This window comes from Erythrobacter sp., from assembly GCF_035194505.1.
Lineage (GTDB): Bacteria > Pseudomonadota > Alphaproteobacteria > Sphingomonadales > Sphingomonadaceae > Erythrobacter.
This window is the reverse complement of record NZ_CP136573.1, coordinates 782,353-796,015: the sequence shown is the minus strand read 5'-3', so window position 1 is coordinate 796,015 and position 13,663 is coordinate 782,353. Positions and strand designations below refer to the sequence as shown.

The window sequence follows — 13,663 nt, the reverse complement described above, 5'->3', positions numbered from 1 at the left end:
GCCTTTCCCCGGCGTCATTGCGAGGAGCAGTGCGCGTCGCCCTTCCGGCGGCTTGCAATGACGAGGTGAGCTTTGAATGCGTTCGGTTCTTGCTGCGGTTGCTCTGTCTCTTTCAACCTGTCTGACTGCTCCGGCCTTGGCGGAGGACACTATGGCGGTTGAGGCCCCCACTCTCTCTTTCGAGCGTGTGTTTGGCTCGCCCGGGCTCGATGGGCCTGCGCCCCGACAGGTGCGGCTTTCGCCCGACGGGCGCTATCTCACGCTGCTCAGGAACCGCGCTGAGGATCGTGACCGCTACGACCTGTGGGGCTATGACATCGAGACCCGCGAATGGCGGATGCTGGTGGATTCGCTCGCCTTGGGCTCGGGCCGCGCACTGTCCGAAGACGAGAAAATGCAGCGCGAGCGCGCCCGGGTCGCGGGACTCAAGGGCATCATCACCTATCAATGGGCGAGCGACGGGACGGGCGTGCTCGTGCCGCTCGATGGCGATCTCTACCTCGCCCGGCTTGACGGCACCGTCACCCCGCTGACCGATACCGAGGGCACCGAACTCAATCCCAAGCTGTCGAGCAAGGGCGGCTATGTCTCCTTCGTGCGGGATCGGCGCCTGTGGACTGGGCCGGTCGGGGGCGAGGCCAAGCCCGTCACGCCTGCTGGCGAGGCGGAGACTATCCGCTGGGGCGAGGCGGAGTTTGTCGCGCAGGAAGAAATGGCGCGGCTCCAGGGCTACTGGTGGTCGCCCGACGACAGCCGCATCGTCGTCCAGCGCACCGATGAGGCGAGCGTCGGCATCGTCACTCGCGCTGCGATTGGCGCCAAGGGCACCAAGGTGTTCGACCAGCGCTATCCCGCGGCAGGCACGGACAATGCCGTGGTCGAGCTGTTCGTGATGAACCCCGATGGGACGAGCAGCGTGAAGGTCGATCTCGGCCTCAACATCGACATCTACGTCGCCCGCGTCGACTGGGCGCCGGATGGCAGCGCGATCTACGTCCAGCGGCAGGACCGCGCGCAGACCAAGATTGACGTCCTGCGGGTCGATCCGGCGACGGGTGCGTCGCAGGTGTGGTTCACCGAAAGCGCCGCGCGGCCCGATTACTGGGTGAACCTCTCCGACAATTACCGCTTCCTCGCCGACGGATCGCTGCTGTGGTGGTCCGAGCGCGACGGGTTCGGGCATTTCTACCGCTATGCCGCCGGCCAGTGGACGCAGCTGACCCACGGCCCTTCGCCCACCACCACGCTGGTCGGTGTGGACGAGGCAGCAGGCACCTTCACCTATCAGGCAACCGCCGGTGTGCTGACCCAGCAGATTTACCGCGCGCGGCTCGACGGGACGGGCGAGCCCGAACTGCTCACCGATCCGGCCTTTACCAATTCGGCGAGCATGGATGGCAAGGGGCGGCTGCTTTACGTCACGCGTTCCAGCCCGAACCAGCCGTCGCAGTCCTATCTGGCGACGCCCGACGGCGCGCAGGTCGCGTGGATCGAAGAGAACCGCGTGGAGGGCGAACATCCCTATGCGCCCTTCCTCGCGGGCCATGTCACGCCCGAATTCGGCACGATCCCGGCCGAAGACGGCACGCCGCTGCACTGGATGATGCTCAAGCCGAAGATGCAGCCCGGCAAGCGCTATCCGGTGTTCTTCCAGCACTATGGCGGCCCCGGTCCGCAGACGGTCACCAAGGGCTGGGGCGGGGCGCTGGCCCAGTCGATTGTCGACAAGGGCTATATTTACTTCATGCTCGACAATCGCGGCTCGGCCAATCGCGGCGTGGATTTCGAGCAGCCGCTCTATCGCGCGATGGGCGGGGCCGAGGTGCGCGACCAGAAGGCGGGGGCGGAATTTCTGAAAACGCTGCCCTTCGTCGATCCCGCCAAGATCGGGATCTATGGCTGGTCCTATGGCGGCTACATGACCCTGAAGATGCTCGAGGCCGATCCCGGGCTTTATGCGGCGGGGATTTCCGGTGCGCCGGTGACCCGCTGGGAGCTCTACGACACCCACTATACCGAGCGCTACATGGGTGATCCGCGCGAGGTGAAGGCGGCTTATGACAAGGCGAGCGCCATTCCGGAGGCGACGAAGATCGCCGATCCGATGCTGCTGATCCACGGCATGGCGGATGACAATGTGGTGTTCGAGAATTCCTCGGAGCTGATTTCCGTCCTTCAGGAAGCCAACGTGCCGTTCGAGATGATGCTCTACCCCGGTTACACCCACCGCGTGTCGGGCGAGAAGATCGGGCCGCATGTCTGGAACGGCATTTTCCGGTTCCTTGAAAGCCACGGGGTAAAGCCGCCGAGATAGGTATAGGTCTTCATACCCACCTTAGCAGTTGCGCTCGGGACAAGTGTCGCTATCTCGCAACTGCGAAATATCAGGAGAATGCCAAGTGGGTTACCGGGTGGCAGTGGTCGGCGCGACCGGCAATGTCGGACGCGAAATGATGCAGGTCCTCGCCGAGCGCGATTTCCCGTGCGACGAGGTCGCCGCGGTCGCCTCGCCGCGTTCGACTGGCACCGAAGTCGAATTCGGTGACACCGGAAAGATGCTCAAGTGCAAGAATATCGAGCATTTCGACTTTGCCGGCTGGGACATTGCCCTGTTCGCCGCAGGCTCCGGCCCGGCCAAGGAATATGCCCCCAAGGCTGCAGCTGCGGGCTGCATCGTGATCGACAATTCCTCGCTCTACCGCATGGACCCGGATGTGCCGCTGATCGTGCCGGAAGTGAACCCGGACGCGATCGACGGCTACAAGGCCCGCAACATCATCGCCAACCCCAACTGCTCGACCGCGCAGCTGGTAGTGGCGCTGAAGCCGCTCCACGATTTCGCCACGATCAAGCGCGTGGTGGTGAGCACCTACCAGTCGACCTCGGGCGCGGGGAAGGCAGGGATGGACGAGCTTTTCGCCCAGAGCCGCGCGATCTTTGTGGGCGATCCGGTGGAGCCGGCCAAGTTCACCAAGCAGATCGCCTTCAACGTGATCCCGCACATCGACAGCTTCCTCGACGATGGTTCGACCAAGGAAGAGTGGAAGATGGTGGTCGAGACCAAGAAGATCCTCGACCCCAAGATCAAGCTGACCGCGACCTGCGTGCGCGTGCCGGTGTTCGTGGGCCACTCGGAAGCGGTGAACATCGAGTTCGAGAACGAAATCAGTGCCCAGCAGGCGATGGACATCCTGCGCGAGGCGCCCGGCGTGATGCTGGTCGATAAGCGCGAGGACGGCGGCTACATCACCCCGATCGAATGCGTCGGCGATGCCGCGACTTTCGTCAGCCGCGTGCGCGAGGACCCGACGGTGGAGAACGGCCTCACCCTGTGGTGCGTCTCGGACAACCTCCGGAAGGGCGCTGCGTTGAACGCGGTGCAGATCGCTGAACTGCTCGGCCGGCGGCATCTGAAGAAGGGGTGATGCTCGAACTGCGCCCCGTGGCCGGTGAGCGGGAGCTTTCCGACCCTGCCGTCACGGGCGCGTTCGCGCAGGAAATGTCTGCCCTCGCTGCCACCCCTCAAGTGCCGCCGTGGTGCGGCTATATCGGCTGGCGCGATACTGTTCCTGTTGGGTTCGGCGGGTTCACCAGTGCGCCCGATCCCTCGGGTGTGGTCGAGGTCGGCTATCTCACCTTCCCAGTATACGAGCACACCGGCGTCGCCAGCGCAGTGTGCGCCGGCCTTGTCGCGATTGCCCGCAGTAGCGGTGCAACGGTGCTGATCGCCCATACCCTGGCTTCAGAGGGGCCATCGACGCGGGTGCTGTCAAAATGCGGCTTCACCCGTGACGGGGTGGCCATCGACCCTGACGAGGGCGAGGTGTGGCGCTGGCGCCTCGTGCTCGCGCCGGTCTGACGGAGCGGCAGGCTTGCGGGCAGATCCGTCGCGTAGCGGCCAATCCAATGGCATCCCGAATATCCAGCGCTGGATGCTGGGGGCTGTCATGCTGGGCGGGCCGCTGAGTGGCTGGGGTGCGCTCTATCCATCGAACACGTGGCTTCAGGTGGGGCCGGTGGCGCTGCTGCTGCCCTTTGCTTGCCGCAGCCTCCGCCGCTCGCCTGTCAGCAATCTTTCGGCCGCGTGCATGACGGCTTTCGTCCTTCTGCATCTGTTTGCAGCGCGCTGGTCCTATAGCTTCGTGCCATACGAGGAATGGCTGCCTATGGGCATGAACGCCGCGGCAGGCTTTGAGCGCAATATGTTCGACCGGCTGGTGCACTTCATGTTCGGCGTGCTGGCGATGGCGCCGCTTGTGGAGATCGGCGTCAGGTATTTGAGGCTTTCGCAGCGGATGGCGCTGGCTTTCGCGCTTCTGTTCGTGCTCGCTGTTGGTGGGCTCTATGAGATTTTCGAATGGAGCCTCACCCTGGCCCTCGCGCCTGACGATGCGGGGGCCTATAACGGCGAGCAAGGCGACATGTTCGACGCGCAGAAGGATATGGCCCTGGCAGGGCTGGGTGCCGTGCTGATGGCACCGTTCCTGCGCTCCGCAGTCTGGTGGAAAGGGGACTCCGAATGAAGCGTGCAATGGCTCTTCTCGCGCTGGCCGGCGCGCTGGCGCTTTCCGGCTGTGACAGCAGCGGGGTGCCGTCGCCGGCAGAAAGGCTCGAAGGCAAGACGGGCGAGACGCCGGTTGCGGCCAATGCGGTCGAACTGCGCGGCGAGGGGTTTGCCGCAGGGAGCGAGGCCTTCTACTTCGCTGCCGGGCAGAAAGAGGTCGAAGCCGCGCTCGCCAGGGCGTTGGGGGCAGCGCTGCGTTCGGGATCAAACCCCGAATGCGGGGCGGGGCCGATTGCCTTCACCGATTTTCCCGCAGGCCTCACGGTGCATTTTCAGGAAGGCCGTCTGGTCGGGTGGAACTGGCACCTCGCGCAGGATGGTGACACGCCGGCGAACGGGACGGTGAAGCTGCCGGGCGCGGTCCAGCTCGGTTCCCCGCGCGAGGCGGCCAGCACCGCACCGGGATATACCCCGGTCGAAGGCAGCACCTTGGGTGAGGAATTCGCGCTGGGCGAGGCAATCGGCGGGTTTGTGTCCAGCGACGGCAAGGTCGAGATGCTATACGCCGGCACCCAGTGCTTCTTCCGCTGAACTATTCCGACAGCGCCACCGGACCTACGGGCGTGCGGTTCTTTCGCATCAGCAAGGTGAGCGGCGCGGCGGCGAGCGTGATCCACATCATCAGCCAGTAATCATCGACATAGGCGATCATGGCTGCTTGCCGGTTTACCTCGGCATCGATGAGCACCATCGCGCTGTCGCCAAGCGCCTGGAAGCGGTCGATGGTCGAGACATCGACGAGGTTCCCGCTCGCGGCCGTGATGTTGGAACCCAGCTCCTCGTGCCCGGCCTGAATGTTGCGGCCGAGCAGCACCGTCATCCACGAAATCCCCGCCGAGGCTCCCAGCGAGCGGAACAGGTTCAATAGGCTCGATCCGTCGGTGCGCAGCTTCGGATCGAGCGTGGCGAAGGCGCTGACCTGCAAGGGAATGAACACCAGCCCCATGCCGAGGCCCTGCAACAGGCCGCTGATGATGACATGCATCTCGTCCACTTCGAGTGACCAATGCGCCATCTGCCAGAGCGAATAGGCGCAGATCACGAAGCCGCTCGCCACCACCGGCCTTGCGTCGATCCCGCGCCGCATCAGCAGACCCGAGATCTGCATCGAGACGAGAATGCCCACCCCGCGCGGCATCAGCACGATGCCAGTATCGATCACCCCGTAGCCGAACAGGTTCTGCAGCATCGGCGGCAGCAGCGCCATCACTGCGAACATCACGAGCCCGATAACGATCATGAAGCCCAATGCGATGGCGAAGTTGCGATCGGCAAACAGGGCACGCTCGAACATCGGGGCTTTTGCCGTGGCGAAGTGGATCACCACCATCCACGTCGCCGACAACGAGAGCAGCAGGTAAATCCAGATCTCGGGGCTGGCGAGCCAGTCCTGCTGCGTGCCGCGATCGAGCATCAGCTGAAACGCAGTGAGCGCCACCGCCATCATCGCAAAGCCCGCCAGATCGAAACGCCGCTCGCGCTGCGGACGGCGGGGCAGGAAGGCGACCAGCGCCGCGAGCGAGGCGAGGCCCACCGGCAGATTGACGAAGAACACCCAGCGCCAGTTGGCGGTCTCGGTTAACCAGCCGCCTAGAATCGGGCCAAGGATCGGGCCGATCATGATCCCCATGCCCCACACTGCCAGGATCTGCGGATGGCGTGAGGGGCGCGTCGCATCGAGCATGAAGGACTGGCTCAAGGGCGCAATGAAGGCGCCGGCCACGCCCTGGAAAGCGCGGAAGATCACCATTTCCTCAAGGTTCTGCGCGAGGCCGCACAGCATCGAGGCGAGGATGAATCCGGCGACCGAACCGATGAACAGCCGCCGCGCCCCGATCCGGTCGGCCAGCCAGCCGGTGATCGGCAGGGCCACCGCCGAGGCGATGATGTAGCTCGTCAGCACCCAGGTGATGGTGTCGACCGTCGCGCCCAGCGAGGATTGCATATGCGGCAGGGCGACATTGGCGATGGTGGTGTCGAGGATCTGGAGGAGCGATGCGGCCATCACCCCGATGATCATCAGCGGATAGTTGCGCGTTTCGAGTTCGGGCGCATCGGCTGCGGGTGGCGGCGCGGGCAGGGCGCTTTCGTGCCCGGTTGCAGGCGCGGCGCTGCTTGCCATGTCAGGGCTTTGCCGCTGCGTCGGTAAAGACCGTCACCTCGGTCGAAAGCCCGGCGATCAGGCGGCGCGGGCTTTCTCCCTCGATCGCGATGCGCACCGGCACGCGCTGGGTGACCTTGACCCAGTTGCCGGTCGCATTCTGGGCCGGAAGCACGGAGAATTCCGCGCCCGTGCCCGCGCCGATCGAGGCAACGCGGCCCTTCAGCACGAGATCGGGATAGGCGTCGAAACGGATCTCGGCGCGCTGGCCCACGGCCATGTCATCAAGATCGGTTTCCTTGAAATTGGCTTCGACATAGGTCGATCCCTCGCGGACCAGCGTCAGCACGGGGAGGTTGGGAACCACCTGCTGCCCCAATTGCAGGCGGTCAGCCTGGGCGATGCGGCCCGATGCGGGGCTGCGCACTTCGGTGCGGCGCAGCGAGAGCTCGGCGCTGGCACGGCGGGCCTGGGCCGCGGCGACCTGCGGGTTGACGCCCGGAACCGCCGCGCCGGTGGCAAGCTGCGCGCGGGCTTCACGCTGGCGATCCTCGGCCTGACGCACCGCTTCACGCGCCTGTTCGAGCGCCTGCTCGGCAGCCTCGTAATCGGCCTTGGTCGAAAAGCCCTTCTCGCGCAGCGCCCGCACCCGTTCGAACCGCGCGGCGGCAAAGCCCACATCCTTGCGGGCGGCAGAGATATCGGTGCCGGTAAGCTCGGAGGCATTGCTGAGAGCGATGACGTTGGCTTGGGCCCCGGCGATCGCGGCATCGGCCTCAGCCATCTGCAAGCGGAAGGGCTCGGGATCGATGCGGAACAGGAGGTCTCCGGCGGAGACCTGCGAACCATCGGCCACCATCACCTCGGTGATCCGTCCGCCGACTTCGGCGCTGACAGAGACCATGTCCTGCTTGATATAGGCATTGTCGGTCGACACCTTGCCCGCAAGGCTCTGCCAATAAAAGAAAGCGCCGGTTACCAGCGCGAGCGGCACGACCAGCATGGCCGCCCAGCGGCCCCATGGCTTGCGGGCAGGCGCGGCGGGCGCCTGGGTGGCGGCCTCGCGGGTGATGGCGGGATCGGCTTCAGCCATTGATCACCTCCGGCAGGCGCGCTGCGGCAAGATTTTCGGCAATGCGATCGAGCAGGCGGGCAAAGGTCTCGCGCTCGGCAGGGTCAAAGCCGCCGAGCATGTCTTCGAACAGCGCCTCGACCGAGCTGCGCAGCCGGGTGACGATGCCGCGGCTCTTGTCGGTAAGGTGGAGGATGCGCGCGCGCCGGTCGGCCGGGTCGCTCTGGCGCTCGATCCAGCCAGCGTCCTCCAGCCGGTCGACAATGCGGGTGAGGGTGATCGGCTCGATCTCCAGCCTCTCGGCATAGAAGACCTGGTTCTCGTTGGGATGGCGTTCGAGCGCGAGGAGCAGGCGGGCCTGCGGTCCGGTGAGGCCGAGATCGCGCACGCGCTCATCGAACAGGCGGCGCAGCTGGCGCGAATTGTCGGCGAGTCGGTATCCGGTCTCGATGCTCATGCGCCCCCTTATAATAAGCAGGCTTATTATCTTCAAGCACCCGCTGGCCCTGCGCCGCCAACCGCGCTAGCAAGCAGGCATGACACTTCACGCCGATCTGTTCTTCAGCTTTCGCTCGCCCTATTCCTATCTCGCTGTCGGGCGATACCGGGCGATGGCGGCCGAGTATGACCTCACCATCGGCTTGCGCACTGTGCTGCCGATTGCGATCCGCGATCCTTCGATCCTGTTCACCGGCAATCCGGCGGCGGGGCGCTACATCTTCATCGATGCCGCCCGCTCTGCGCAGATGATGGGAGTTCCCTATCGCTGGCCGCGCCCAGATCCGGTGGTGCAGAACCTTGCGACCCGCGAGATTGCGGCAGAGCAACCCCACATCCACCGCCTGTGCCGCCTGGGTCAGGCGGCCGAGCAGCGGGGCAAGGGCCTTGCCTTTGCCGACGAGGTTGCGCGGGTGATCTGGTCGGGCACGGTCGATAACTGGCACGAGGGCGATCATCTGGCTGAGGCCGCGGCGCGTGCAGGGCTCGATCTGACCGAGCTCGATGCCGAGGCGATTGCCGATGCGGACGCGCTGGATGCCGCCATTGCCGCCAATCAGGCCGCGCTCGATGCCGCGGGCCATTGGGGCGTGCCGACTCTGGTGTTCGAGGGCGAGCCCTTCTTCGGGCAGGACCGGATCGAAATGGCGCAATGGCGGATGGAGCAGAAGGGGCTGGTGCGCCGTGACACCTGAGCACTTCGCCAGCTTCGACGGCACGCAGATCGCGGTCCACACCGAGGGAGAGGGTCGTCCGGTGATCCTGCTCCACGGGCTGTTTTCCTCGGCCCACATGAACTGGATCAAGTGGGGCCATGCCGAGCGGCTTGCGGCGGCGGGCTTCCGCGCGATCATGCCCGATTTCCGTGTGCATGGAGAGAGCGAGGCGCCCCATGATCCGTCCTCCTATCCGCCGGGCGTGCTGGTCCGCGATGTCGCCGCGCTGATCGATCATCTCGGGCTGGAGGAGGGCGAATATGACCTCGTCGGCTTCTCGCTGGGCGCGCGCACGGCAGTGCATGGCTGCGCCAATGGCGTGTTCGCCCCGCGCCGTCTGGTGCTGGCGGGGATGGGCGTGTCGGGCCTTGCCGACTGGACGCGCCGTTCGGCCTTCTTCAAGCGCGTTATCGACGAATTCGACACCATCGGGCGGGACGATCCCGCATGGCTATCGCGCCAGTTCCTGAAGTCGCAAGGGGTGGACCGGGTGGCGGCGCGGCTGCTGCTCGATGCCTTCGAGGATCTCGATCTGGCTGGCCTCGCCAATGTCACCACGCCCACTCTGGTGATCTGCGGGGTGAATGATCAGGACAATGGCTCGGCCCGCGATCTGGCCGCGCTGCTGCCGGATGCCACCTATGCGGACGTCCCCGGCGGCCACCTCGACAGTGCGATCAAGCCCGAGTTGGGCGAGGGCATCCTCCGGTTTCTCAGCGCTTGATTCGCAGGGCCTTGGGGTTCACATCCGGTATTGCCTTGATTGTGCGGGGGGAGTGGCGATGAAACTGGGTCTGGCGGGCGGCTTGCTGTTGACAGTGCTGGCCGGCTGCGCGCCATCCGCTGCGCCGCAATCGACCGGAGCGCAGGCCATGGCGCCGACGCTGTTCGTCGCGGCCAAGCGTGGCAATACCCTGTCCAAGGTCGATCTCGCCACCGGCAAGGAATTGCTGCGGCTGCCGAGCTGCACCAACCCGCACGAACTCGCGACATCGCCCGATGGGCTGCACGTCGCGCTCGCCTGCTATGGCGGGACCACAGTCGATATCTTCCGCACCAGCGACCTGAAGCCGGTCGCCAGCTACGATCTGGGTGAGAATGCCCGCCCGCACGGGATTGTGTGGCACGCGAACGGACGCATCTACGTGACGGCCGAGGGGCGGCAGGAGATCGTTGAGATTGCCGCTCTGGTCCATCATCTCATTCCGCCGCCGATCCGCTATGCCACCGGCCAGCAGGGCAGCCACATGCTCGCGGTCAGCCCCGATGCGCGCACCGCATGGACGACCGATCTCGGCTCGCGCACGGTCACGCGGATAGATCTCGTTACCCGCCGCGCGCCGCTGTCGGTAATGGTGGGCGAGGAGCCCGAGGGCATTTCGCTTTCGCCTGACGGAAAGACGCTGTGGGTATCTGCCCGCGGTTCCAATCAGGCCTTCGCGCTCGATCCGCAGACGATGGCAGTGCGCAAGACCGCGGCAACGGGCCGGTTCCCCTTGCGCATCGCGGTGCGCCCGCAAGGCGATGTCGCGGTCACCTCCGACCTTCAGGACGGCAGCCTCAGCGTGATCGACACCGCCACGGCCAAGGTGATCCGCACCATTCCTGTCTCCGGCCCCGCCGAGGCACAGGCACGCTTTCAGGTCACCATTCTGTGGTCGGCTGACGGGAGCCGCATCTATGTCGCCGAGACTGCCAGTGATACCGTCGCCGAAGTCGATTACGCCAGCGGCAAGGTGCTGCGCCGTCTGCCCGGGGGCGAGGGCGGGGACGGCATGGCGATCCTGCCTTGAGCCGTACGCGCACCCTTACCATCGTCGGGTGGCGCGAGCTTGTGAGCCTGCCCGAGCTCGGCCTTGCCGGGATCCCTGCCAAGATCGACACCGGCGCGCGCACCTCTTCGCTCCACGCCCATGTGCTCGACGAATTCATGCGCGAAGGCGAAAGATTCGTACGCTTTGCGGTTGACTGGGGAGGCGCGCGTCACCATTGCGAGGCCATTCACGTCGATCTGCGCGGCATCACCAGCTCCAATGGCGAGCAGCAGGATCGCTTTGTCATCAAGACGCCGCTCTCAATCGGTAATCTCACCTTCCGGGCGGAAATCAGCCTGGCGGACCGGTCCCAGATGCAGTTTCCGATGCTGATCGGGCGCACCGCGCTCCGGCGTCGGATGGTGGTTGATAGCGGTCACTCGTGGCTGCAATCGCCGCCTGAGGCTCTGAAGGACATGCCCGCCGGGAACCTGCCGGAATCGAAAGGCCTGTCATGAAAATCGCCATGCTGGCGCGCAACCCGAACCTCTATTCGCACCAGCGGCTGAAAGTGGCTGCCGAGGCGCGGGGGCACTCGCTCGACATTCTCAACACGCTGCGCTGCACGGTGCACATCGCCAGCCATCGGCCCGAGGTCTATTACAACGGCGCGCCGATTGCCGCCTATGACGCGGTGATCCCGCGCATCGGCGCCTCGGTCACCAATTATGGCCTCGCGATCCTCAGGCAGTTCGAGATGCGCGGCATCTGGTCGCTGAACGAGAGTGTCGCGATTGGCCGCAGCCGCGACAAGCTGCGCTCACTTCAGATCCTCGCCAAGCATGGCCTCGGCCTGCCGCTCACCGCCTATGCCAATGATCCCAAGGCTGCCGAGGAGATCATCAAGGCGGTGAAGGGCCCGCCGGTGGTGATCAAGCTGATCGAGGGCACGCAGGGCATCGGCGTGGTGCTGGCCGAAACCATGAGCAGCGCAAAGTCGGTGATCGAAGCCTTCCGCGGCGCCAACGTCAACATCCTCGTGCAGGAGTTCATCAAGGAAGCCGGCGGCACGGATATCCGCGCGCTGGTGGTGGGCGGCAAGGTGGTCGCGGCGATGAAGCGCACCGGCGCGCCTGACGAATTCCGCTCGAACCTCCATCGCGGGGGCTCTGCGCAGGTGATCAAGATCACGCCCGAGGAACGCTCGACCGCCGTGCGCGCAGCCAAGCGCATGGGGCTGAACGTGTGCGGGGTCGATATGCTGCGGTCCAATCACGGCCCCGTGATCATGGAGGTCAATTCCTCCCCCGGTCTCGAAGGCATCGAAAGCGCGACCGGCAAGGACATTGCTGGCCAGATCATCGATTTCATCGTCGCCAATGCCAAGGGCGGGACGACCAAGACCAAAGGCAAGGGCTAGCCCGGTTTTGCGCTGAAATCAGCCGATGTTTCACGTGAAACATCGCTGGATCTGCCTGCTAACCGGGGGTCAAAGGCGGGCTAGAGGGGGTCAGGCGTTGCGTGCCATCAGCCCGCCATCGACCGGGATCGCGACCCCGGTGATGTAGCTTGCCGCTGGCAGCACCAGCGACAGGGTGATGTGCGCGACTTCCTCGGGCTCGCCGTAGCGCTTGAGCGCGGTGCGGCGCTTGGCGAAGATTACCTTGTGCTCTTCGGCCACGGCATCGGTCATCGCGGTGCGGATCGGGCCGGGGCAGATGCAGTTCACTGTGATGCCTTCAGGCCCGAGATCGACGGCGAGGCCACGCGTCAACCCGATCACTCCGGTCTTGGCGGCCACATAAGGCGTATCGCCGGGGGTCGCGCCAAGGCCTTCGGTGCTGGCGATGTTGACGATCCGCGCAGCATCGCTCTGGCGCAGCCACGGCAGGCAGCTGCGCACCATGCGCTGGTGCGCGGTCAGCATCACGCCAATCGCGCGGTGCCAGATATCCTCGTAGGCGGGATCATCGAGGGCGCAGAAGCTCGACACCCCGGCATTGTTCACCAGAATGTCGATGCGCCCGAAATCCTCGGCAATCTGCGCCACAACCCGCGCGATGGCCGTGTCATCGGCTACATCGAGCGCATAGGCGCGCGCGCCATTGCCGCATTCCGCTGCCACCGCTTGGCAGGCGGCAGGATCTAGATCGATCACCGCCACAGCCGCGCCCTCGGCTGCAAACAGCCGCGCTGTCGCACGCCCCATGCCGCTCGCCGCCCCGGTGACAATTGCCACGCGCCCGGCGATCGAGCGGGAAGGGGAAGGGTGAGGCACGGGCAATCTCCAGCGTGATCGGTTGCCAAGGCTAGCCCAGACCCGAAGGCATGGCTAGACTGAGGCCTTGGCGCTTCATCGCTATCTGCAAATCTTCGCAATGACGGATTTATCCAAGCCAGCTTGCGGAAAATGCAGCTAATGAGGGCGTCAGGGTCGTCGCCATTACTCAGGAGAGAATTTGATGCTCACTCGCCGCGCCAAGTCGCTGTCTGTCCTTGCCCTTGCGGGCTTCGCGCTTGGTGCTGCGGTGCCGGCCGCTGCCGAAGATGCCAGCGTTGCCAGCCGGCTCGATCGCGCCGGCCTCAAGTATGAGGTCGATGCTGACGGGGACTACAAGCTCACCTTCAACTACAAGTCCGAAGGCCGCAGCCAGCTGGTGTTCGTCGGCGGCCGGACCGAAACCGTCGCCGGGATGACTGTCCGCGAGGTCTTCTCCCCCGCTGCGAAGGTGGATGAAGATGGCATCACGGGACGCAAGGCGCTCGAACTGCTCGAGGAATCGAGCAGCAACAAGCTGGGTAGCTGGGAAATCCGCGGCGGGGTGCTCTACTTCGTGATCAAGCTGCTCGACGATGCCTCCGCGACCCAGTTGTCGAGCATGCTCGATATCGCCGCCGAGACCGCGGATAACGAGGAAATCAAGATCTCGGGCGACAAGGACGCGCTCTGATCAAAAT

General features: G+C 65.2%; 15 protein-coding genes. 11 read left to right on the top strand and 4 right to left on the bottom strand.

Translation table 11 applies throughout. From position 1 onward, the window contains the following. Positions 1 to 76 precede the first annotated feature (76 nt). From RSE14_RS03940 to RSE14_RS03920, 5 genes are all read left to right on the top strand, one after another. A complete protein-coding gene (locus tag RSE14_RS03940) occupies positions 77 to 2,314 on the top strand; it encodes a S9 family peptidase (RefSeq protein ID WP_324075941.1) in 2,238 nt (745 codons plus the stop codon). A gap of 85 nt (positions 2,315 to 2,399) precedes the next feature. Continuing rightward, on the top strand, positions 2,400 to 3,425 hold the full coding sequence (locus RSE14_RS03935) for an aspartate-semialdehyde dehydrogenase (RefSeq protein ID WP_324075940.1): 1,026 nt from the start codon (positions 2,400 to 2,402) through the stop codon (positions 3,423 to 3,425). Continuing rightward, positions 3,425 to 3,859: a GNAT family N-acetyltransferase gene (locus RSE14_RS03930; RefSeq protein ID WP_324075939.1), complete on the top strand. Its 435-nt coding sequence runs from the start codon at positions 3,425 to 3,427 to the stop codon at positions 3,857 to 3,859. The genes RSE14_RS03935 and RSE14_RS03930 overlap by 1 nt, the downstream gene beginning before the upstream one ends. Before the next feature lie 13 nt (positions 3,860 to 3,872). Continuing rightward, positions 3,873 to 4,523: a DUF2238 domain-containing protein gene (locus RSE14_RS03925; protein ID WP_324075938.1), complete on the top strand. Its 651-nt coding sequence runs from the start codon at positions 3,873 to 3,875 to the stop codon at positions 4,521 to 4,523. Next, entirely contained in the window at positions 4,520 to 5,095 is a 576-nt protein-coding gene (locus tag RSE14_RS03920; RefSeq protein WP_324075937.1) for an aspartate-semialdehyde dehydrogenase, read from the top strand. The genes RSE14_RS03925 and RSE14_RS03920 overlap by 4 nt, the downstream gene beginning before the upstream one ends. A 1-nt stretch (position 5,096) precedes the next feature. Here RSE14_RS03920 and RSE14_RS03915 read toward each other — a convergent pair whose 3' ends face one another. From RSE14_RS03915 to RSE14_RS03905, 3 genes are read right to left on the bottom strand one after another with little or no spacing between them, the layout of a single operon-like run. Further along, on the bottom strand, positions 5,097 to 6,686 hold the full coding sequence (locus RSE14_RS03915) for a DHA2 family efflux MFS transporter permease subunit (RefSeq protein WP_324075936.1): 1,590 nt from the start codon (positions 6,684 to 6,686) through the stop codon (positions 5,097 to 5,099). A 1-nt stretch (position 6,687) separates the two neighbouring features. After that, entirely contained in the window at positions 6,688 to 7,758 is a 1,071-nt protein-coding gene (locus tag RSE14_RS03910) for an HlyD family secretion protein (protein ID WP_324075935.1), read from the bottom strand. Further along, on the bottom strand, positions 7,751 to 8,194 hold the full coding sequence (locus RSE14_RS03905) for a MarR family winged helix-turn-helix transcriptional regulator (RefSeq protein ID WP_324075934.1): 444 nt from the start codon (positions 8,192 to 8,194) through the stop codon (positions 7,751 to 7,753). The genes RSE14_RS03910 and RSE14_RS03905 overlap by 8 nt, the downstream gene beginning before the upstream one ends. Positions 8,195 to 8,273: 79 nt before the next feature. On the opposite strand from RSE14_RS03905, the gene RSE14_RS03900 reads away from it, so the two are divergent. Genes RSE14_RS03900 through rimK form a run of 5 tightly spaced genes read left to right on the top strand, consistent with a single transcriptional unit; the run spans position 8,274 to position 12,125 of the window. Further along, complete coding sequence (locus RSE14_RS03900; protein WP_324075933.1) at positions 8,274 to 8,930, top strand: 2-hydroxychromene-2-carboxylate isomerase; 657 nt, start codon at positions 8,274 to 8,276, stop codon at positions 8,928 to 8,930. Then, on the top strand, positions 8,920 to 9,675 hold the full coding sequence (locus RSE14_RS03895) for an alpha/beta fold hydrolase (RefSeq protein WP_324075932.1): 756 nt from the start codon (positions 8,920 to 8,922) through the stop codon (positions 9,673 to 9,675). Before RSE14_RS03900 ends, RSE14_RS03895 begins: the two co-directional genes overlap by 11 nt. 58 nt (positions 9,676 to 9,733) lie before the next feature. After that, entirely contained in the window at positions 9,734 to 10,744 is a 1,011-nt protein-coding gene (locus RSE14_RS03890) for a YncE family protein (protein WP_324075931.1), read from the top strand. Next, positions 10,741 to 11,223 (top strand): ATP-dependent zinc protease family protein, encoded by a 483-nt coding sequence (locus tag RSE14_RS03885; protein WP_324075930.1) that lies wholly within the window; start codon positions 10,741 to 10,743, stop codon positions 11,221 to 11,223. The genes RSE14_RS03890 and RSE14_RS03885 overlap by 4 nt, the downstream gene beginning before the upstream one ends. After that, positions 11,220 to 12,125: a 30S ribosomal protein S6--L-glutamate ligase gene (gene rimK, locus RSE14_RS03880; protein ID WP_324075929.1), complete on the top strand. Its 906-nt coding sequence runs from the start codon at positions 11,220 to 11,222 to the stop codon at positions 12,123 to 12,125. The genes RSE14_RS03885 and rimK overlap by 4 nt, the downstream gene beginning before the upstream one ends. A gap of 90 nt (positions 12,126 to 12,215) precedes the next feature. On the opposite strand, the gene RSE14_RS03875 is transcribed toward rimK, so the two are convergent. After that, entirely contained in the window at positions 12,216 to 12,983 is a 768-nt protein-coding gene (locus tag RSE14_RS03875; RefSeq protein WP_324075928.1) for an SDR family NAD(P)-dependent oxidoreductase, read from the bottom strand. A 184-nt stretch (positions 12,984 to 13,167) separates the two neighbouring features. Between RSE14_RS03875 and RSE14_RS03870 the strand changes: the two genes are divergently transcribed. Next, on the top strand, positions 13,168 to 13,656 hold the full coding sequence (locus RSE14_RS03870) for a hypothetical protein (RefSeq protein ID WP_324075927.1): 489 nt from the start codon (positions 13,168 to 13,170) through the stop codon (positions 13,654 to 13,656). Positions 13,657 to 13,663 lie beyond the last annotated feature (7 nt).